Origin of the sequence: Sphingopyxis fribergensis (assembly GCF_000803645.1) — a bacterium.
Taxonomy (GTDB): domain Bacteria; phylum Pseudomonadota; class Alphaproteobacteria; order Sphingomonadales; family Sphingomonadaceae; genus Sphingopyxis; species Sphingopyxis fribergensis.
In genome coordinates this window covers 3,774,913-3,795,459 of record NZ_CP009122.1, presented here as the reverse complement: position 1 = coordinate 3,795,459, position 20,547 = coordinate 3,774,913, and the positions used below count along the sequence as shown (strand labels likewise).

At 64.3% G+C, this 20,547-nt stretch carries 18 protein-coding genes; 7 read left to right on the top strand and 11 right to left on the bottom strand.

What is annotated here, in order from left to right; genetic code table 11:
• Positions 1-71: 71 nt before the first annotated feature.
• From SKP52_RS17700 to clpA, 8 genes are all read right to left on the bottom strand, one after another.
• Positions 72-1,508 (bottom strand): aldehyde dehydrogenase family protein, encoded by a 1,437-nt coding sequence (locus SKP52_RS17700; RefSeq protein WP_039576939.1) that lies wholly within the window; start codon positions 1,506-1,508, stop codon positions 72-74.
• A 96-nt stretch (positions 1,509-1,604) separates the two neighbouring features.
• A complete protein-coding gene (locus tag SKP52_RS17695; protein WP_039576938.1) occupies positions 1,605-2,915 on the bottom strand; it encodes a M20/M25/M40 family metallo-hydrolase in 1,311 nt (436 codons plus the stop codon).
• A 56-nt stretch (positions 2,916-2,971) separates the two neighbouring features.
• Positions 2,972-4,435, bottom strand: coding sequence for a PQQ-dependent sugar dehydrogenase (locus SKP52_RS17690; protein ID WP_228383691.1), 1,464 nt, complete (start codon positions 4,433-4,435; stop codon positions 2,972-2,974).
• Positions 4,436-4,656: 221 nt separating this feature from the next.
• On the bottom strand, positions 4,657-6,069 hold the full coding sequence (gene glnA, locus SKP52_RS17685) for a type I glutamate--ammonia ligase (protein WP_039576937.1): 1,413 nt from the start codon (positions 6,067-6,069) through the stop codon (positions 4,657-4,659).
• Positions 6,070-6,140: 71 nt separating this feature from the next.
• The gene (locus SKP52_RS17680; RefSeq protein ID WP_037518110.1) at positions 6,141-6,479 is read right to left on the bottom strand and encodes a P-II family nitrogen regulator; all 339 of its coding nucleotides are present in this window, start codon (positions 6,477-6,479) and stop codon (positions 6,141-6,143) included.
• Between the two features lie 281 nt (positions 6,480-6,760).
• On the bottom strand, positions 6,761-8,947 hold the full coding sequence (locus SKP52_RS17675; RefSeq protein ID WP_039576934.1) for a PQQ-dependent dehydrogenase, methanol/ethanol family: 2,187 nt from the start codon (positions 8,945-8,947) through the stop codon (positions 6,761-6,763).
• A 274-nt stretch (positions 8,948-9,221) separates the two neighbouring features.
• The gene (gene map, locus SKP52_RS17670; RefSeq protein WP_039576933.1) at positions 9,222-10,061 is read right to left on the bottom strand and encodes a type I methionyl aminopeptidase; all 840 of its coding nucleotides are present in this window, start codon (positions 10,059-10,061) and stop codon (positions 9,222-9,224) included.
• Positions 10,062-10,124: 63 nt separating this feature from the next.
• Complete coding sequence (gene clpA, locus SKP52_RS17665; RefSeq protein WP_039576932.1) at positions 10,125-12,467, bottom strand: ATP-dependent Clp protease ATP-binding subunit ClpA; 2,343 nt, start codon at positions 12,465-12,467, stop codon at positions 10,125-10,127.
• A gap of 271 nt (positions 12,468-12,738) precedes the next feature.
• Here clpA and SKP52_RS17660 point away from each other — a divergent pair, with 271 nt between their 5' ends.
• Positions 12,739-13,395, top strand: a complete 657-nt coding sequence (locus SKP52_RS17660; RefSeq protein WP_039576931.1) for an NADPH-dependent F420 reductase — start codon at positions 12,739-12,741, stop codon at positions 13,393-13,395.
• A 10-nt stretch (positions 13,396-13,405) separates the two neighbouring features.
• Here the strand turns inward: SKP52_RS17660 and SKP52_RS17655 are convergent, their stop codons facing one another.
• On the bottom strand, positions 13,406-13,675 hold the full coding sequence (locus SKP52_RS17655) for a hypothetical protein (RefSeq protein ID WP_039581561.1): 270 nt from the start codon (positions 13,673-13,675) through the stop codon (positions 13,406-13,408).
• A gap of 110 nt (positions 13,676-13,785) precedes the next feature.
• On the opposite strand from SKP52_RS17655, the gene SKP52_RS17650 reads away from it, so the two are divergent.
• Positions 13,786-15,258: an ATP-binding protein gene (locus SKP52_RS17650; protein WP_039576930.1), complete on the top strand. Its 1,473-nt coding sequence runs from the start codon at positions 13,786-13,788 to the stop codon at positions 15,256-15,258.
• Positions 15,259-15,265: 7 nt separating this feature from the next.
• Here the strand turns inward: SKP52_RS17650 and SKP52_RS17645 are convergent, their stop codons facing one another.
• Entirely contained in the window at positions 15,266-15,463 is a 198-nt protein-coding gene (locus tag SKP52_RS17645) for a DUF1192 domain-containing protein (RefSeq protein ID WP_039576928.1), read from the bottom strand.
• Positions 15,464-15,591: 128 nt separating this feature from the next.
• Between SKP52_RS17645 and SKP52_RS17640 the strand changes: the two genes are divergently transcribed.
• The 5 genes from SKP52_RS17640 to SKP52_RS17625 all read left to right on the top strand — a co-directional run bounded on the left by SKP52_RS17640 (position 15,592) and on the right by SKP52_RS17625 (position 20,054).
• On the top strand, positions 15,592-16,572 hold the full coding sequence (locus SKP52_RS17640) for an NAD(P)H-quinone oxidoreductase (protein ID WP_052208493.1): 981 nt from the start codon (positions 15,592-15,594) through the stop codon (positions 16,570-16,572).
• Between the two features lie 72 nt (positions 16,573-16,644).
• On the top strand, positions 16,645-17,211 hold the full coding sequence (locus SKP52_RS24755; protein WP_052208491.1) for a hypothetical protein: 567 nt from the start codon (positions 16,645-16,647) through the stop codon (positions 17,209-17,211).
• Positions 17,212-17,411: 200 nt separating this feature from the next.
• Positions 17,412-18,092, top strand: a complete 681-nt coding sequence (locus SKP52_RS26255) for a hypothetical protein (protein ID WP_148309181.1) — start codon at positions 17,412-17,414, stop codon at positions 18,090-18,092.
• 201 nt (positions 18,093-18,293) lie between these two features.
• Entirely contained in the window at positions 18,294-18,926 is a 633-nt protein-coding gene (locus SKP52_RS17630; RefSeq protein ID WP_039581558.1) for a DUF1013 domain-containing protein, read from the top strand.
• 3 nt (positions 18,927-18,929) lie between these two features.
• Positions 18,930-20,054, top strand: a complete 1,125-nt coding sequence (locus SKP52_RS17625) for an MBL fold metallo-hydrolase (RefSeq protein WP_081997424.1) — start codon at positions 18,930-18,932, stop codon at positions 20,052-20,054.
• 169 nt (positions 20,055-20,223) lie between these two features.
• Here SKP52_RS17625 and SKP52_RS17620 read toward each other — a convergent pair whose 3' ends face one another.
• On the bottom strand, positions 20,224-20,499 hold the full coding sequence (locus tag SKP52_RS17620; protein ID WP_039576923.1) for a hypothetical protein: 276 nt from the start codon (positions 20,497-20,499) through the stop codon (positions 20,224-20,226).
• Positions 20,500-20,547 lie beyond the last annotated feature (48 nt).

Genomic DNA, 20,547 nt, shown 5'->3' with positions numbered 1-20,547 from the left:
CGGCCCCTCCACCACTCGCTTCGCGAGCGGTCCCCCTCCCCATGCCTTCGGCGCAGGGAGGATTTTCACGTTCAGCCCGGAATGCCGCTGATCGACTTCACTTCCATGAAATCCTTGAGCCCGAACAGACCGCCTTCGCGGCCGTTGCCCGACGCCTTGTAGCCGCCGAACGCCGCTCCGGGGCCGGGGCCCCAGGCATTGACCGCAACCATGCCGGCGCGCAGCTTCGGTGCGACGGCGGCCGCCTTGGCGGGATCGCCCGAGATCACCGCCGACAGGCCATATTCGGTGTCGTTGGCGATATCGACGGCTTCGTCGAGGTCGCCATAGGCCATGATCGTCGCGACGGGGCCAAAGATTTCCTCGTTCGCGATCCGCATGTCGCGCGTGACGCCCGAAAAAACCGTCGGCTTGATATAATAGCCGCGGTTGACGTTCGACGGCAGACCGGTGCCGCCGGTCTCCAGCGTCGCGCCTTCGTCGATTGCCGACTGGATCAGCCCCTGGATCTTGTCGAACTGCGCCTTGTTGACGACGGGGCCGATGTGGCCGCCTTCGCTCATCGGGTCGCCGACCTGCGTGCCGTCGAACATCGCCTTGATGACGCCGACGGCTTCGGCTTCGCGGTCCTTCTGGACGAGGATGCGCGTCGGCGCGATGCAGCTCTGGCCGGTGTTGACGAGCACGCCCTGCACCGTCGGGGGCAGCACGGCGGCGAAATCGGCGTCGGGAAGGACGATGTTCGGCGACTTGCCGCCGAGTTCCTGATGGACGCGCTTGACGGTGTCGGCGGCCGCCTTGGCGACGAGGATGCCGGCGCGGGTCGAGCCGGTGAAGCTCACCATTTCGATGCCAGGGTGTGCGCTGATCGCGTTGCCGACGGTCGGGCCGTCGCCCTGGACGAGGTTGAAGACGCCCGGCGGCACGCCCGCCGCGTCGAGAATCTCGGCAAAGATCGTCGCGTTGCCGGGGCATTCTTCGGAGGGCTTCAGCACCATCGTGTTGCCGCCAGCGAGCGCGGGGGCGACCTTCAGCGCGATCTGGTTCAGCGGCCAGTTCCACGGCGTGATCATGCCGACGACGCCGATGGGTTCATAGGCGATGACGCCCGCGGCATATTTTTCGGTGAAGGCGAAATCCTTGAGTGCGGCGATCGTGCCGAGGAAGCCGCCGATGCCCGCGCCAACCTGCGCCGTGCCCGCGAAGCTGACGGGGGCGCCCATTTCCGATGCCATCGACTTGGCAAGGTCGGGGGCACGCTTCTTATATTCCTCGACGATGCGGTTGAGGAGGTCGAGGCGTTCCTCACGCGTCGTCTGCGACCAGCTCTTCAAGGCTTCGCGCGCCGCGGCGACGGCATCGTCGACGTCGGCGGCGGTGCCGAGGACGATCGTCGAGGCGGCCTCTTCGGTCGCGGGGTTGATGACGTCGTGCGGCTTGCCGCCCTTGCTGTCGACCCATTGGCCGCCGATGTAGTTCTGCTTGAGGTGCGTTGCGGTGTCGCTCATCTTCTGTCTCCCAATCGGCGGTGGTTTCCGTCTCGCTTTGCTACCTAATCACTGTGGCGGATGAATCAAGCAAGGCCAACTGCGAAAGGTGGCAGCCTAACGCTTTTCAGCCGAAAGGCGTGACATCAATATGGCCGCGCGCGTAGCCTGGCGCGCGATACTGGGGATGTCGACCGCTTCGCCCGGCGCATGGTCGCCGGTGCTGTACGGCCCGAGCCCCGCGAGTCCGTCGACGTCGGCGGCGACGAAGCTGATATCGCCCGCACCGCGCTTCAGCGGATCGAGCGGCGCCATTTCGGCAAGCCCGAGGTCGCGGTTCACGCCGTTCAATTTGGTCAGCAGCGCGCGATTGCCGTCGGTCGGCGCCATCGAGGGATAGCCGCCGGGATCGAAGGCGATCTTGGCGTCGGTGCCGGGCGCATGCTCGGCGACGATTGCCGCCATCTTCGCCTTCACGCGCTCGATCTGTCCGGGCGACAGCGCGCGGAGGTCGCCGCGCGCGATGGCGATCGGCGCGATGATATTGGTCTTGCCATTGACCGTCGCGCGGATGCCGCCTGCGTCGAGCTCTGCCTGCTGTCCGCCAGCGATCAGCCCGACGTTGAAGGTCAGGTTCGGTTCGGGCAGCTCGGTGCGGAAGCGATGGATGATGCGCGTCAGTTCGTAGATCGCGCCATCGCCTGCGGCGGCGCTGAAAACGCCCGAACTGTGCGCGCTCTTGCCGGTCGCGGTGACCGTCCAGCTGTCCGACGAGCGGCGCGCGACCGAGCCCATGTCGGCGCCATTGTCGCGGACGAGTCCTTCGAAATCGAGCGCGACGTCGCTGCGCTTGCCTGCGGCGATCAGGTCGGCGCGCGCTTTCTCGATCGGGCTGCCCGAATCCTCCTCGTCGCCGGTCATATGGATTTCGATATTGGAGTCCTTGAGCGTCCCCGCCGCCTGCATCGCACGGAGCGCCGCGACGATCACGACCATGCCGCCCTTGTCGTCACCGGCGCCGGGCCCTTCGCCCATATCGCCCAGCCTTGTGAATTTCTGAAAGGGCGAATCGGGTTCGAAGACGGTGTCGAGATGCGCGATGAGAAGCAGGCGCTTGGCATCGGGCTTGCCGGTGTGCGTCGCGATCAAATGGCCCGCGCGGCCGGTGTCGGTCATCGGCTTCCATTCGACCTTGAACCCGAGCGGCTCGAGTTCGACGCGCATCATTTGTCCGACCTTCTCGACACCCTCCAGATTCAGCGAGCCGCTGTTCTGGTTGACGAGCTTTTCGAGCAGCGCGAGCGAACGCGGCTGTTCGGCCTCGACCGTCTTTGCCATGCCGCTTTCGGCCTTCGTCAGCTTCGCCTGCGCGGCGGGGGCGAGCGTCAGATGAAGGGCGACGAGAGCGGCAAAGGGCAATGATTTCATGGGAAGGCCTCCTGTGGGGCATGCTTGTGCCGTGCGCTTCCAAAGGCCGCAAGCGGTTAGCCCGGGCGCACCATGAAAATATCGCCGCCGATGCTGACCAGGAAGAGGTTGCCCGCGCTGTCTTCGCCGAACGAGGCGATCTGGCTGATCGTCCCGGCGTCGGGCGCAAAATCCTCGTTTCGCCGTGCAAAGCGTGAGGAGGGGAGCGTTTGTCCGGCGGCGAGGCTGGAGAAGGGGACGGTCCACACGTTTCCGGCGATGAAATCGGCAAAAACATATTGACCCTGCAACGATGTGACCGGACCGCGATAGACATAGCCGCCGGTGACCGTTGCGCCTTGCCGCGGACCGTTGCCGCGGAAATATTCGGTCACGGGAGGCGTGAGGCCGCCTGGCGCGGTGCCCGAAAAGGGCTGTGTGCCTTCAAGAAAGCGCCACCCGAAATTGAGTCCGGGCTGCGTCGTCGTCACCATGTCGATTTCCTCGACCGCCGACTGGCCGACATCGCCGATCAGCAGTGTTGAGCCGTTGAATGAGGCGCGGAACGGATTGCGCAGCCCATAGGCAAAGACATAGGGATCGCCGCCGCCCGACAGGAAGGGGTTGCCGGGCGCGGGCGCATAAGTGCTGCCGTTCGCGCCGATCGACAGGCGCAATATCTTGCCGAGCCGGACATTGGTGTTTTGTGCGTTGTTGCCGGGATCGCCCCCGCCGCCACCGTCGCCCACCGCGACATAGACGAGGCCGTCGGGACCGAAGCCGATCCAGCCGCCATTGTGATTGTCGGCGCCCGGATGCGGCACGCTGAGCACTATGTCGTAAACGGTCGAACTGTTCGGCTGGCCGAGCGTGTAGCGGCGCACCTGTACCGTGCCGTCGGCGGCGGTCGCGACGGCGAGCAGCCGCTGCGTCGTCGCGTGATCGGGATAGGCGGCGAGCCCAAGCAGCCCGCGCTCGCCGCTTGTCGAAATGTCTGTGATGTCGAGGACGAGCGTTCGGTTGCCGTTCGCGGGATCGAAGCGGTACACATTGCCGCCCTTTTCGACGACATAGACGTTGCTGCTCCCCGGGATCGGCGCGACGTAGAGCGGCTGGCTGAAGCCGGTCCCGACGCGCGCGACCGAAATGCCTTCGCGGCTGTTGGTAACGGTGATGTTGACCGCCTGCGTCGCGCTGGCGCTGGCATCGCTGACGCGCAGCTGGACGGAATAGACATTGTCGCCATTCGCATCGCCGGGCAGGTCGTAATCGGGCGCGGCATTGAAACGCAGCGCCCCGGCGGTCGTGATCGAAAACAGTGCCGCGTCGGCGCCGCCGTCGATGGCAAAAGTCAGCGCGTCGCCATTGGGATCGTTCGCGGTTGCGTGATAGGCGCCGGCCGTGTTTTCCGCGACGCTGGCGGTCTGCAGCGAAGTGAAGGTCGGCGGGGCGTTCGCCGTGGGTGGGGTGCTACCACCGCTATCCCCTCCGCCGCCGCACGAAGCCATGATCAGGGGGGTGAGGGCGACAAATACGCGCATCCGCATGGGCAAACAGCCTTTCGCGATCGAACCCACCCGAAGCCAACCTGCCACCCGCTCCGAAGGATCGCAACCCCGCCGGTTTACCACAATGCGTGGCGGCGCCGCCTAAAATGGGTTCCCCGACCTCTTCAAAATCGTCGAGCTTGTCGCGACCAAGGGAAAGGGCGCCCGGTTCCCCCGAACCGGACGCCCTCCCTTGGCGTAACTGACCGCTGGGATCAGGCGCTGTAGTACATGTCGAATTCGACCGGGCTCGGGGTCTGTTCGAAGCGATAGACTTCGTCCCACTTCAGCTCGACATAGGCTTCGATCTGGTCCTTCGAGAACACGTCGCCCTTCAGCAGGAAGTCGTGATCGGCCATCAGGCTGTCGAGCGCTTCGCGCAGGGATGCGCAGACGGTCGGGACTTCGCTCAGTTCCTCGGGCGGCAGGTCGTAGAGGTTCTTGTCCATCGGGTCGCCCGGGTGGATCTTGTTCTGGATGCCGTCGAGGCCCGCCATCAGCAGCGCCGAATAGCAAAGATAGGGGTTCGCCATCGCGTCGGGGAAGCGGAATTCGACGCGCTTCGACTTGGCGCCCGCACCATAAGGGATGCGGCACGAGGCCGAGCGGTTGCGGCTCGAATAAGCGAGCAGCACCGGCGCTTCGAAGCCCGGGACGAGGCGCTTGTAGCTGTTCGTCGTCGGGTTGGTGAAGGCGTTGAGCGCCTTGGCATGTTTGACCACACCGCCGATGAAATAGAGGCACATGTCCGAAAGGCCGGCATAGCCATTGCCTGCGAAGAGCGGCTTGCCCTTTTCCCAGATCGAGATGTGGGTGTGCATGCCGCTGCCATTGTCGTCCTTGATCGGCTTCGGCATGAAGGTTGCGGTCTTGCCGTAAGCGTGCGCGACCTGGTGCACGACATATTTATAGATCTGCATGCGGTCGGCGGTTTCGGTCAGCGTGCCGAACGTCAGGCCGAGTTCGTGCTGCGCCGCGGCGACTTCGTGGTGATGCTTGTCGCACGGCAGGCCGAGTTCGAGCATCGTCGAGACCATTTCGGCGCGGATGTCGACGGCGCTGTCGACCGGGGCGACGGGGAAATAGCCGCCCTTGGCGCGCGGACGGTGGCCGAGGTTGCCGCCTTCGTAAGCGCGGCCGGTGTTCGTCGGCAGCTCGATATCGTCGATCTCGAAGCCCGACTTGTTGTAGCCGGTTTCGAAACGGACGTCGTCGAACATGAAGAATTCGGCTTCGGGGCCGACATAGACGGTGTCGCCGATGCCGGTCGAGGCAACATAGGCCTCGGCGCGCTTGGCCGTCGTGCGCGGGTCGCGGGCATAGCCTTCGCCGGTCGACGGTTCGACGATGTCGCAGAAGATCACGAGCATCGGCGTCGCCGAGAAGGGATCGTCATAGACGGCGTCGAGGTCGGGCTTCAGGATCATGTCGGACTCGTTGATCGCCTTCCAGCCTTCGATCGACGAACCATCGAACATCAGGCCGTCTTCGAGTTCGTCCTCGCCGAGGACCGAGGCGACCATGGTCAGATGCTGCCACTTGCCCTTGGGGTCGGTGAAGCGCAGGTCGACCCACTCGATGTCGTTTTCCTTGATCCGCGCGATGATATCCTTGGGCTTCGTAGCCATGGTCTATGCTTCCTTCTTGCGAAATGGTCCGGCGTGCCGGGGATTGTCGGGTTTTCGAATAATGCGAATGATTAAAGCGCGTCCTCGTTGCGTTCGCCGGTGCGGATGCGAAGTGCGGTCTCGACCGGAATGACGAAGATCTTGCCGTCGCCGATGCGGCCGGTCTGCGCAGCGGCGGCGATCGCCTCCACGACGCGTTCGGCCATCGAGTCCTCGACGATGACCTCCAGCTTCACCTTGGGCAGAAAGTCGACGACATATTCGGCGCCGCGATACAGTTCGGTGTGGCCCTTTTGCCGGCCGAAACCCTTGGCTTCAGTGACAGTGATGCCGCTGACACCGACTTCGTGCAGCGCTTCCTTCACTTCGTCGAGCTTGAACGGCTTGATGATCGCCTCAATCTTCTTCACGCTTTTCGTCCCCCTTTGGGCTGGCCGCCGCTCCTTGCGCGTCAAGCCGGATCAGGCGTGCCTGGTCCGGTCTGCCGTCGAGTCGGTGCGATGTCCCGCCATCTTGCACCAATCAAAAGCCGTGCCAATTGGCGAATCGCGGGGTTTTGGTAAGAAATTTGAAACGAATTTGCGGCGGTGCTTAAGGGGTGAGCAAAGCGGCGGTTGCGGTGCCTAAAAAAGCGGCAGCAGGCCTCGATTGATCCTCCCCATGGCCTGCGGCCACAGGGAGGATCGGGATATCAGCGCCCCATCGGCGCCGCTGAGTCCGCCAGATTGGCTTTAGTCCAGTTCGACCGCTCGATGACATAGGCGCGAATCGCCTCGGCATCGGCGGGGGTGAGTACGTTCGCGAAGCTCACCATGCCGCGGTCTTTCAGCGCGCCGCCGATCACCACGCCCTTCCACGCATCGGCATTGGCGAGCGTGCCCGAGACGCGGAGGTCGGGGGTGAAGCCGTTGCCGATCGCGCTGTCGCCGTGGCAGACGATGCAATAGCGCCCGAAATGCGCCTTGCCCGCGGCGACCTGTGCCGGCGATGCGGTCATCGGCGGCGGGTTCCACGCGAGAGTCGTCGTCGGCGGCGGGGCGGGGAGCTTCATCGTGCCGCCGATCTTGAGCACGATCAGGCGCGGGATGTTCGGGATCTTGCGCGTTGCGCCGCCCGCGACACCCGCGACGAGCGGGAAGGCGCCGCCCTTGCTCGTCTGGAAGGCGATGTACTGGACGCCGCCGACGCGGAAGGTCGAGGGCGCGCTGACGATCCCCGACTGCATGTCGAGGTCGAGCAACTGCTTGCCCGTGTCGGCGGCATAGGCGCGGAAGCGGCCGAGGCTGGTGCCCTGGAAGACGAGGTTGCCCGCGGTGGTCATCGTGCCGCCGTTCCATGCCGCGGGATGGTCGACCGCCCAGGCGACCTTGCCGGTGCGCGGATCGAAGGCGACGAGGCGGCCGGTGGTCGCGGCGACCGCGGCGCGATACGCCGCCTTGTCGTCGGGCAGCATCGTTGCGGTGAGCGACGCGCCGATGTTGAAGCCGACGACCTTGCGCTTGTCGAGTTCGGTCATGTCGGCGAGATAGCCCTGCGGGATCTGCTGCGCCGGAATATAGACGAGGCCGGTTGCGGGATTGTAGCTCATCGGGTGCCAATTATGCGCGCCGAGCGCGCCGGGGATCGCGATGAACGGCTTGCCGGTCTTGTAGAAGCGCGATTCAGGCGTCTCGATCGGGCGGCCCGTCGCCATGTCGTAGCCGGTGGCCCAGTTGATCCCGTCGACGAAAGGCTTGGCGTCGATCAGCTTGCCGTTGTTGCGGTCGATGGTGAAGAAGAAGCCGTTTTTCGGCGCGTGGTACAGCACCTTGGTCGGCGTGCCGTTCACCGCCTGCTCGGCGAGGATGATCGGCTGGGTCGCGGTATAGTCCCACGTCTCGCCCGGCGTCTCCTGATAGTGCCACTTGTACTTGCCCGTCATGGCGTCGAGCGCGACGACTGAAGAGAGGAACCAGTTGTCGCCTTCGCCGTTCGAGCGCGTGCCGTGGTTCCACGGATTGCCGTTGCCGACGCCGAGATAGATCTGGTCGAGATCCTTGTCGTAGACGATCGCGTCCCACACGGTGCCGCCGCCGCCCGAGGTCTGCCACTCGCCCTGGTCGGACCAGGTGGCGTTGGCTTTCGATGCGAAGATGTCGTCGGAGGCCGCGCCATCCTTCGCCTTGGTCGGATTGGGCGCGGTGTAGAAGCGCCAGCGCTTCTTGCCGGTGTCGGCGTCGTAAGCGGTAACATAGCCGCGCACCCCGAATTCGGCGCCGCCGTTGCCGATCAGCACCATGTCCTTCACGACGCGCGGCGCGCCGGTGATGGTATAGGGTTTCGATGTGTCAAAGGTTTGCGTCGCCCAGATCTCCTGGCCGGTCCTTTTGTCGAGCGCGATCAGGCGGCCGTCGAGTGCGCCGACGAAGACCTTATCGCCCCAAACAGCAACGCCCCGGTTGACGACGTCGCAGCAGGCGCTGACGGCACGTTCGCCGGGAACCTTGGGGTCGAATTTCCACAAGGACTTGCCGGTCGCGGCGTCCCAGGCGCTGACCTTCGACCAGGCGTGCGTCACATACATCACGCCGTCGACGACCACCGGCGTCGCCTCCTGACCGCGCGCATCGTCGAGGTCGGCCGTCCAGGCGATACCGAGCTGGCCGACATTCTGGTCGTTGATGTCGGTGAGCGGGCTGAACCGCTGTTCGTCATAGCTGTAGCCGATGCCGGCCCAATCGTCGCCGTTGCCGCCGGTCTTGAGCAGGGTCTCGCTGGCTTTTTCCGCCGCGTCGAGCGACGCGCCGCCCGAGATGCTGTCATTCTTCGATGCGTTGCATGAAGCCAATGCCAGTGCCGCGCCGCCCAGCAGCGCGGCAGTCCAGACCCGTTTCGCCATCCCTTGCTCTCCCGTTCGTCTATGCTTGACGTTAACGTCAAGACTGCGCGCGAAGGGGGACGGGTGCAAGCAGGAAAATGGGGGGTGGAGGGGGTGGCCTTCTCTTATTCTCCTGCTCGATGGGGGAGGTGCGAGACATCCAGCTTGCTGGCTAGCCGCAGCCTTGGGGGGTGCGGTTCGGCCCGAGACGGTCGCGGACGCGCCATCACCCTCATCAACTTCGCCTAATCGCTTCGCGATAAGGCTGCATATCCTTCTCCCATCAAGAAGGAGGTTAGTTCCAGGGCGGCGCGTTCAACCCCTTGGGGCTCGCGGTGAAAATTTCACAGCCCGTTTCGGTGATGCCGATGCTGTGCTCGAACTGCGCCGACAGGCTGCGGTCGCGCGTGACCGCGGTCCAGCCGTCGGCGAGCATCTTCACCGCATATTTGCCGGTGTTGATCATCGGCTCGATCGTGAAGAACATGCCGGGGCGCAGCTCGGGTCCGGTGCCGGGTCGCCCGGCGTGGACGACCTCAGGCGCGTCATGGAACATCTGGCCGAGTCCGTGGCCACAGAAATCGCGGACGACCGAATAGCGGTGCCGCTCGGCGTGGGTCTGGATCGCGTGCGCGACGTCGCCCATTCGGTTGCCGGGCTTCGCCTGCTCGATGCCGAGCATCAGGCATTCATAGGTGATTTCGACGAGGCGCTTCGCCTTGATCGGCACGTCGCCGACCAGATACATGCGGCTGGTGTCACCGTGCCAGCCGTCGACGATGCTGGTTACGTCGATATTGACGATGTCGCCCTCGCGCACCGGCTTGTTGTCGGGGATCCCATGACACACGACATGGTTGATGCTCGTGCAGCAACTATGCGTGAAGCCGCGATAGCCGAGCGTCGCGGGGATGCCGCCGCCATCGAGCATCATCGTGCGGACGAGGTCGTCGATCGCCGCGGTGGTCACGCCCGGCTGGACGAAGGGGACGAGCGCGTCGAGGATTTCGGCCGACAGCCGCCCCGCCTTGCGCATGCCGGCAAAGCCCGCTTCGTCGTGGAGCTTGATCGTGCCGTCGCGCACGGGAGTGGGTGCACCGGCGTCGGCGGTGGTTACGGAGACATAGTCGTACATGGGAGGGGATATAGTCGCTGGAGGCTGAAAAAGCGAGGGGCGGCCTGGGCCGCCCCTTCACCTTTATTCCGCCGCCTTCTTGGCCTTGTCGGCTTTCGGCTTGCCCTTGCCGGCCTTGGGGGCGGCGGGGGTGATTTCGAAGGCGAGCGGATTGCCGACCTTGGCGTCGTCGCCGGTCTTCATCTTCACCTTGACCTCGCCGCCATGGACGAGCTTGCCGAAGAGCAGTTCCTCGGCGAGCGGCTGCTTGATCTTTTCTTGGATCAGGCGGCCCATCGGGCGCGCGCCATAGAGCTTGTCGTAACCCTTGCCGGTCAGCCATTCGCGTGCCGCATCGTCGAGCTGGATATGGACGTTGCGGTCGGCAAGTTGCAACTCAAGTTCGAGGATGAACTTGTCGACGACACGCGCGACCACTTCGGGCGGCAGGTAACCAAAGGGCACGATCGCATCGAGGCGGTTGCGGAATTCGGGGGTGAAGAGATTCTTCACCGCTTCCTCCTGCACATCCTCGCGGGTGAACTGGCCGAAGCCGATCCCCTCGCGGGCCATGTCGCTCGCGCCCGCATTGGTCGTCATGATCAGGATGACGTTGCGGAAGTCGACCGTCTTGCCGTGATGATCGGTCAGGCGGCCATGGTCCATGACCTGCAACAAGATGTTGAACAGGTCGGGATGCGCCTTTTCGATTTCGTCGAGCAGCAGCACGCAATGCGGGTTCTGGTCGATCGCATCGGTGAGCAGGCCGCCCTGATCGTAACCGACATAGCCCGGGGGCGCACCGATCAGGCGCGACACGCTGTGGCGCTCCATATATTCGGACATGTCGAAACGCTGGAGCGGGATGCCCATGATCGACGCAAGCTGCTTGGCGACTTCGGTCTTGCCGACGCCGGTCGGGCCGCTGAACAGATAGTTGCCGATCGGCTTTTCGGGGTCGCGGAGGCCCGCACGGCTCAGCTTGATCGCCGACGACAGCACTTCGATCGCGGTATTCTGGCCGAACACGACGCGCTTCAGGTCGGTTTCGAGGCTGGCGAGCGTCGCCTTGTCGTCGGTCGACACCGACTTGGGCGGGATGCGTGCCATCGTCGCGATCACGGCCTCGATTTCCTTGGCGGTGATCGTCTTCTTGCGCTTCGACGGGGCGACGAGCATCTGCATCGCGCCGACCTCGTCGATCACGTCGATCGCCTTGTCGGGCAATTTGCGGTCGTTGATGTAGCGCGCGCTGAGTTCGACCGCGGCGTTGATCGCATCCGGGGTGTAGCGCACCTGGTGATGGCTCTCGAACGCGCTGCGCAGACCCGCAAGGATCTTCTTCGTGTCCTCGAGCGTCGGCTCGACCACGTCGATCTTCTGGAACCGGCGGAGAAGTGCGCGGTCCTTTTCGAAGTGATTGCGGAACTCCTTGTACGTCGTCGAGCCGATGCAGCGGATCACGCCGCCCGAGAGGGCAGGTTTGAGCAGGTTCGACGCATCCATCGCGCCGCCCGATGTGGCCCCCGCACCGATCACGGTGTGGATTTCGTCGATAAACAGGATCGCGTGCGGCAGGCCTTCGAGTTCGGTCACGACCTGTTTCAGCCGCTCCTCGAAATCGCCGCGATAGCGCGTGCCGGCGAGCAGTGCGCCCATGTCGAGCGAATAGATGACCGCGGGCAGCAGCACTTCGGGCACGTCGCCCTCGATGATCTTGCGCGCGAGGCCCTCGGCGATCGCGGTCTTGCCGACGCCGGGATCGCCCACATAAAGCGGGTTGTTCTTGCTGCGGCGGCAGAGGATCTGGATCGTGCGGTCGACCTCGGCGGTGCGACCGATCAGCGGGTCGACCTTGCCGATCTTGGCCTTCTCGTTGAGGTTGACGGTGAACTGGTCGAGCGCGGTTTCCTTCTTGTTCTTGCCGCTGCTGTCCTTGTCCTTCGTTTCTTCCTTTTCCTCGGGCTCGGCCTGCGGCGAGGGCTTGCCGCCCTTGCCGACGCCATGGCTGAGGTAGGAGACCGCGTCGAGTCGCGTCAGGTCCTGCTGCTGCAGGAAATAGACCGCATAGCTTTCGCGTTCAGAGAAGAGCGCGACGAGGACGTTGGCGCCCGTCACCTCATCCTTGCCCGACGACTGGACGTGCAGGATCGCGCGCTGGACGACGCGCTGGAAACCGCTGGTGGGGGAGGGGTCGCTGTGGCCCTCGACCTTCAGGCTGTCGAGTTCGGTATCGAGATAGTGGACGACCGCCGATTGCAGGTCGTCGGTCGCGACGCCGCAGGCGCGCATCACTTCGGCGGCATGATCGTCGTCGATCAGCGCGTAGAGCAGATGCTCGAGCGTCGCATATTCGTGATGGCGCTCCGAAGCGGCCTTCAGCGCATTGTGTAGAGTCTTTTCGAGGCTTTCCGAAAAGGACGGCATGGTCTTCATCTCCTTGCGGGGACCAGGCCGGGGAGAGCGGCCCCCTTAGAAATGCAACGTGGCGATGCCGCCGCCCCACCGCAAGGGAAAAGCGGATGGCTTTGTGAAATTACGATGACGGGGTTGTGGTATGGTTAACGGCTGGTTGATTTGGAGAAGGCGATGGCCGCATTTCGGGGAAACCGCGCCGTATCATTTTCTTAAGCGCACTGGAAATCGGACACTCCCGTTCCCTAATTGGAATGCGCGAAGGGTTTGAGGAGTTTAGTTCGTGAAAATCGGTATCATAGGCGCTGGAAATATCGGTCAGGCCTTGGCCCGGCTTGGCATTGCGCACGGCCACGCGGTCACACTGAGCAATTCGCGCGACCCCGATACGCTCGCAAGCCTGGCCGAAGATATCGGATGCACCCCTGTTGCGATCGACGAGGCGGCAAGGTCGAGTGACATCATTATTCTAACGATTCCCTTCGCTGCCGTGTTCACTCTCGATACCTCGCTGCTCGACGGGCGGATCGTAGTCGATACGAACAATTATTATCCCGAGCGAGACGGAAACATCGCGGCGCTCGACGATCGCGCGACGACGACCAGTGAGATGGTTGCCGCGCATTTCGGAGGGGCGTCGATCGTCAAGGCGTTCAACGCGATCCTGGCCGCTGATCTTCGCGAGCCGATATCGCCGGTATCCGGTCATCGTCGAGCTCTACCCGTCGCGGGCAATGACGCAGCCGCCAAAGCCGTGGTGGCCTCGCTCCAGTCGGAATTCGGGTTCGATGTGGTCGATACGGGGGAGTTGGCCGACAGCTGGCGTTTTGAACGTGCCAAACCAGCCTATTGCATCCCGCTCGACCAAGAAAGGTTGGTCGTCGCACTGGACAAGGCCGAACGCGATGTCGAGCTGCCGCACGGCTCGTGGCGGCGGTAGAGAATGGATGCTAGCCGGTCTGATTTTCCTCAGCCCGACCGACCATATCCATGAAATCGCGCGCCGTGCTGCGCCCGCCCTCATCCTCGAACGCGACGTCGAGATCGGGCGCGACGCCGAGCATGTACATCAGCGCCCAGAGCGCGAAGCGGCGGCCGGGGTTGGTCTCCAGGCCGAAATCGACGCGCATGCGTTCGGTGCCCGCGGCGTGCGCCTCGGGGTGGATCGCCGCGAGGTCGGCGGTGCCGAAATAGCGGCGGAGCTGGTCGTCGAAATCCATGCCGCCCTTTTGGCGGTTTCGCGCCGATTGGCAAGGTCGCGCGGCAAAATCGGGCGATCCGAAAGGCCGCCCGGTTGTCATTCGCACGGGCGCTCGATAGGGCGGCACGCGTGAAGATCAGCATCGACATCGGGACCGACGCGGCGGGGCAGGGCGTGCGTATCGACGTGCAGGAACTGCTCGCGACGCGCCTGCTCGTGCAGGGCAATTCGGGGTCGGGCAAGTCGCACCTCTTGCGCCGCATCCTCGAGGAAAGCGCCGAGCTGGTGCAGCAGATCGTGATCGACCCCGAGGGCGATTTCGTAACGCTCGCCGATGCCTACAGCCATGTCGTGATCAACGGCGGCGATTATAATGAGCGCGAGATTGCGGCGATGGGCGCGCGCATCCGCGAGCATCGCGCGTCGATCGTCCTCAGCCTCGAATCGCTCGATATCGAGGCGCAGATGACGTGCGCCGCGGCGTTCCTGAACGCGTTGTTCGATGCGCCGCGCGAACATTGGTTTCCCGCGCTGGTCGTGGTCGACGAGGCGCAGATGTTCGCGCCGAGTGTCGCGGGCGACGTGTCCGATACCGTCCGCCGCGCGAGCCTGTCGGCGATGACGAACCTGATGTGCCGTGGTCGCAAGCGCGGTTTGGCGGGGGCGATCGCGACGCAGCGGCTCGCCAAGCTCGCGAAGAATGTCGCCGCCGAGGCGAGCAATTTCCTGATGGGGCGCACGTTCCTGGATATCGATATGGCGCGCGCCGCCGACCTGCTCGGCATGGAGCGGCGGCAGGCCGAGGCGATTCGGGATCTCGAGCGTGGGCATTTTCTCGGGCTTGGCCCCGCGATTTCGCGGCGGCCGATCGCGGTGCGCATCGGCGCGACGCACACCGCGACGCGGATGGGGACGCACAGCCTGATGCCGCTGCCGTCGGCGGGGGGCGAGGATATGCGCTCGATGCTGTTCACCGAGATGGAAGCGCCGGTGGCGCCGCGCGTCTTTGCGCCCGAACCCGAACCCGTCGCGGCGAGCGAACTTTTGGAGCGGATCGCGGCGAGCGAGGGGCTGCACGAAGATCATGACGCCCCGCCGGTATACGACATCGTCGAGGCGGCCGAGGAAGCCGAGCATAGCGACGCGGTGGTGATCGCGATGCTCGAGGAGATGCTGTCCGACCCCGAGAGCGCCTTCCAGCCCGAAGCCTATCTCTATCAGGATTTTTCGGTGCGCTGCCGGATGCAGAAATTGAAGAAGGTGCCGCTCGACCTCGCCGCCTTCCGCCGCCGCTTCGCGCTCGCCAAGGGCGGGGTGTTCGATCCGTCCGAGCCGCGCTGGCGCGAGATGCTCGCCGTCGCCGACCGGCTGCCGCACGACATGTTCGCGCCCTTCCTGCAGATCGCGCGCGCCGCGATGGACGGCGAGTCGTGCCCCGACGATGAGATTCTCGGCCGCGCTTATGGCAGCCGCTCGCCGGGGCGCATCCGCCGGCTGGTCGAATATATGGAAAAGCAGGGCGTGATCGTGGTGCGAGCGGATTTCGGCGGCCGGCGTTCGATCGGCATACCCGAACTCGGGCTGAGCACCGAGGCGGAATAGGCCTCAGCTATCCCTTTTTAAACAACGCATCGGCGATGGCTTTGTGGCTTGTCGCGGCGGCGCGGTGCGCTTTGACGCGCTCGATTTCGGCTTCGAGTATGGCGATGCGGTCGCCCAGTTCGTCGAGCGACAACGGATCGAGCGATTGCTTGATCAGCGCCGTGAGCACATCGTCGCGGCGGCGGGGAAGGTCGTCATCGTCCATGGCGCATCCTCCTGTAAAGACGCGCGACTGTTGACCCGTGTCGCGGCACTGTCAATAAGGCGAGGCAGGGGGTAGGGGATGAAGGGACCAGTGGGGGAATTTCCGAAGTGACCAGCTTGCCATCGAGCATGACCGCCATCGCCATCAGTGCGCCGGGCGGACCCGAAGTATTACAACCGACAACGCGGCCGGTGCCGCAGCCCGGACCGGGCGAAGTGCTGATCCGCGTCGCCGCGGCAGGGGTGAACCGCCCCGATGTGCTGCAACGCATGGGATTCTATCCGCCGCCGCCGGGCGCGTCGGACCTGCCGGGGCTGGAGATCGCGGGGACGATCGTCGCGGTCGGGCCGGGGGGCGATCCCGAGCATTTGGGGCAGGCGGTGTGCGCGCTCGTCGCGGGCGGCGGCTATGCCGAATATTGCGCCGCGCCGGTCGGAAGCTGCCTGCCGGTGCCGAAGGGCTTTTCGATCGAAGAGGCGGCGGCGCTGCCGGAGACCGTCTTCACCGTCTGGCACAATCTGTTCGAGCGCGGCTATGTGCGCGATGGGGAAACGGTGCTCGTCCATGGCGGCACCAGCGGGATTGGCACGACGGCCATCGGGCTTTGCAAATTGTTCGACATCAAGATCATCGTGACGTGCGGCAGCGCCGACAAATGCGCCGCGGCGACCGCGCTTGGTGCCGATCTCGCGGTCGATTACTCGAGCGAGGATTATGTCGAAGCGGTGAAGAGCTTTACCGATGGCAAGGGCGTCAATGTCGTGCTCGACATGGTCGGCGGCGATTATCTGCCGCGCAACCTCGCCTGCCTCGCCGACGATGGGCGCCACGTCACGATCGCGTTCCAGCGAGGCGCCAAGGTCGAGTTCGACATCGCCGATGTGATGCGCCGCCGCCTGACGCTGACCGGGTCGACGCTGCGCGCGCGGAGCACCGACTTCAAGGCGCTGCTCGCCGACGAGATCCACCGTACGCTCTGGCCGCGGCTGGCCGAGGGCGGGTGGAAGCCGGCGATGGACCAGAGCTTCGCGCTTGCCGACGCCAGCGCCGCGCACGCGCGGATGCAGGCGGGCGAGCATGTCGGGAAGATCGTGCTCACGGTGGGATGAGCCGAGGGAACGTTCGACGGGATCGGCGGTTAGCGAACGTGGGGGGTAAACAAAAGAGGATGATCTCTCCCGATGAAGATGCGTAGCCTGCTCGTTCCCGCCACCGCTCTCTCCTTTGCCCTTGCGGCTTGTTCGCAGCCCGCCGAAACCGAAAAAACGCCGACCGCTTCCTATGACGGTAACGCCGCACCTGCGGGCAAGGCGGCCGAACCCGCCGTGCCCGCGATCGAGCCGACCGATATTCCGACGCGCGGCGGCGACGGCTCGCCGATCGAACTGGCGGCGCTCACCGAAGCCGATGTCAGGGGCGCCAATCTGAAGGGCGAACTCGCGTGCAGCTTTGCCGCCGACGAAGCCGCGCAGCCGATCCTGCTCGCGCAGGGTGACGTCGCCTCGAGCGACCCGTCGCGCGGGATCGTCAAGGTCGGCGATACGATCGAGCCTGTGTCGGCGAACGGCGGCTTCGATGCGATGGCGAAGGGCACCAAATTCTTTGGCAAGGGACTTGAGCTTCGCGTCGCGCTGGTCGGGCCGGCAGCAGGCGGGGGCGAATCGCCGCCGCGCCCCGCGACGCTGACCGCCGACCGCGCCGACGGCGCACAGCGCGTCTTCGCGGGGCTTTGGCGCTGCGGTCCGTAGCGGCCAGGCGTGCGCGGATCGAGACCGCGTCGGGTTTTGTGGCGACCGAGCATATTTGATGGTCGGAGGCAATGTCAGCTAACGACCGATTGCCGACGTACCTACTCGGGCAAACTCCAATCTAAATATACCATAACTCAACCTGTTTCGGCCACCTGCTGCGACCGTGGGTATGTGACACCACTGGTTTGGGAGCAAACATGAGGCTCAACATTAATCGACGAGTTATGCTCGGTTGTCTCTTCGGTTCCAGTGCTGCCGCATTCCTGCCTAGCTGCGCCAAAATTGAGCGTTTTCGTTATAGAATGGTGGTTGTTGTTGATACGCCTCGCGGAGTGAAGAGAGGGGCCGCCGTGCGCGAGGTCTCAATAACCTCCCCCCCGAAAGTTCCTATGCTGGGTGAAGATCGAGGCGGAGTTGGGGTTAACGGTGAGGCCGTTATCGTCGACATCGCGCCAGGTAAAACGCTTTTTGCGCTACTTAGTGGTGCGGACGGACAATATGAGTTTGGGGGACGGGATGTTTCATTTCTTTTCCGCGAACTGGCCCCAACTTCTCCGGATGCCATCATAGAACTTTGGCCGGTCAAGCCTGTCACTCGGCGACCGATACTGGAAAACCCTCTTCCGGCGCTCGTGACATTCAAAGATTTACGAGATCCTATGAGCCTTACACGACTTGATGCAAATGATCTCGCATCGACATTCGGACAGGGCGTGGCTTTGAAGGAAATCACAATCCAAAGAACCGATGCTCCGGTAACTGAGGAAATCGAGCAGCGCATTAATTGGCTCGATGATCTCAAACGCTACAGGACCGATCCGAGCAATCCGTTCACGAGCAGGTTGCCGCGGGGCATAGGCGACCTTAAAAGAAAATGATCTTCAAGACCGGACGCATAGTGTCCGCTTCCCACCCCAAAACGGACTTTCAACGGTGTCGGGCTGGCCGTTCCCTGTTCCACTTGCCCCGTCGGCCAAACAGGTCTACATCAGCCGCTGCACGGCCGCCCCGCGAGGGGCGGCCCTTATTATTTCCGCTTGGAGACTTTCGTCATGGCTACCGCCGACGCCACCCCGCTGATGCCGCATGCGACCGCCGCCTGGCTGGTCGACAACACCGGCCTCACCTTTGTTCAGATCGCCGAATATTGCGGCATCCACATCCTCGAAGTGCAGGCGATCGCCGACGAGACCGCCGCGACCAAATATACCGGCCGGGACCCTGTCCGCGCGCACGAGCTGTCGATGGAAGAGATCGAAAAGGGTCAGAAGGACCCGAACTACAAGCTCAAGATGAGCAAGCAGGCGCAGGACACGATCCGCCGCACGCGCGGTCCGCGCTACACCCCGGTCAGCAAGCGTCAGGACAAGCCCGATGGCATCGCGTGGATCCTGAAGAACCATCCCGAGGTTTCGGACGGGGCGATCGGCAAGCTGATTGGCACGACGCGCAACACGATCGGCGCGATCCGCGACCGCAGCCACTGGAACAGCGCGAATATCGTGCCCAAGGACCCGGTGACGCTCGGCCTTTGCTCGCAGCGCGAACTCGATGCGCTCGTCGCCAAGGCAGCGAAGAAGGCCGGCATCAAGGCCCCCGAGGACAGCCGTTTCGAAGGCGACCGGGAAGCACTGCTCGAAGAGCTGCGCGCCGAACGCACCGCCGCGAACGAGGCGCGCGCCGCCGAAGAGGCTAGCGAAGAGCAGGCCTGACGCGTGGCGGGGACGGACGAGGACAATATTCCGGCGGCCAGCGGCTCGCCGGATGCCTCGCTGACCCAGGACGACAGCTTTACCGCGACGAGCCATGCGGGCCTCACCTATCCGTGGGGCGACGCCGCGCCAGGGGCGGGCGAGACGATTCGCATCGCGAACGGGATCAGCTGGGCGCGCATCCCGATGCCGGGCTCGCTCGGTCATATCAACAGCTGGCTGCTCGACGACCATCAAGGCGTCGCGGTGGTCGATACCGGCATCTGCCTGACGATGTGCTCCGACGCGTGGAAGGCGCTCTATGCCGGCGCGCTGAAAGACAAGCGCATCACGCGCGTCATCGGCACGCACTTACATCCCGACCATATCGGCCTTGCGGGCTGGATCGCGAAAAAGCAGGACGTCAAACTGTGGATGACGCGCGGCGAGATGCTGACCGCGCGCGCGATCGTCGCCGACTCCTCCGATACAGCGCCCGACGAGGTGCTAACCCAGTCGCGCGCTGCGGGTTGGGACGAAGCGGCGATCGAGGTGCTGCGCTCGCGCGGCTGGAACATGTTCCAGCGCATGATCTTCACTTTGCCGCGCTCCTATGTCCGGATCGAGGACGGCGAGCGGCTCGACATGGGGGCGCACCAGTGGCGCGTCGTCACGGGGTCGGGTCACAGCCCCGAACATGCCTGCCTGTGGAACGAGAAAGAGGGCGTGCTCGTCTCGGGCGACCAGGTGTTGCCGCGCATCAGCTCGAACGTCTCGGTCAACATCACCGAACCCGACGCCGATCCCTTGGGCGAATGGCTGGCGTCGATCGACAAATTGCTCGCGACGGTGCCCGCCGACGTCACTGTCTGCCCCGCGCATGGCGAGCCGTTCAAGGGGCTGCACGTCCGTCTGATGGCGCTGCGCGACGAGCATCGCATGCGGCTTTATAATCTGGCCGAGGCGGCGGCGAAGGCGCCGCTGCGCGCGGTCGACAGCTTTCCTCTGCTCTTCAACCGCCCGATCGGTGAGCATAATCAGGGACTCGCGACGGGCGAGGCGCTGGCACATCTGAAGCGGCTCGAGGTCGAGGGGCGTGTCCGGCGCGAGGACCGCGACGGGGTGTGGTGGTATCACGGGGTGGCGTGAGACACGGCGCCGATGCCGGCTTTGGGGTGGGAAACGGCCATTCCCAATTTCGTCATTCCCGCGAAAGCGGGAACCCAGTTGCGACGTCAGCACGCTGGGTCCCCGCTTTCGCGGGGATGACGAAGCAAGAAGTAGAACGGCAACTTCTGGTCGAATCTTGCCACACGGCTCAACGCGGCCTTTGCATGATCCAGCTGAACGCGATCGCGTTGAAGATGGTGTAGAGGCCATAGAGCATCAGCGCGGTGAACCAGTTTCGCGTCGCGATCGCCATCGCGCCGACGAGCAGCAGGAATTCGAAGGCATAGGTGATGTTCGGTCCGACCTTCTCCGCGAGCGGTTTGACCATTTGCTGGATCAGCGGGTCGTCGCTTTCCATGAAGGCGCGGTGCATCGCGAAATTGCCTATCCCGGCGCAGAATATGGCGATGATGGCAATCAGCATAGGTTTGCAGATGGGGCAGGTGGGGTGGAAATGCCAGCGACTTTCGGG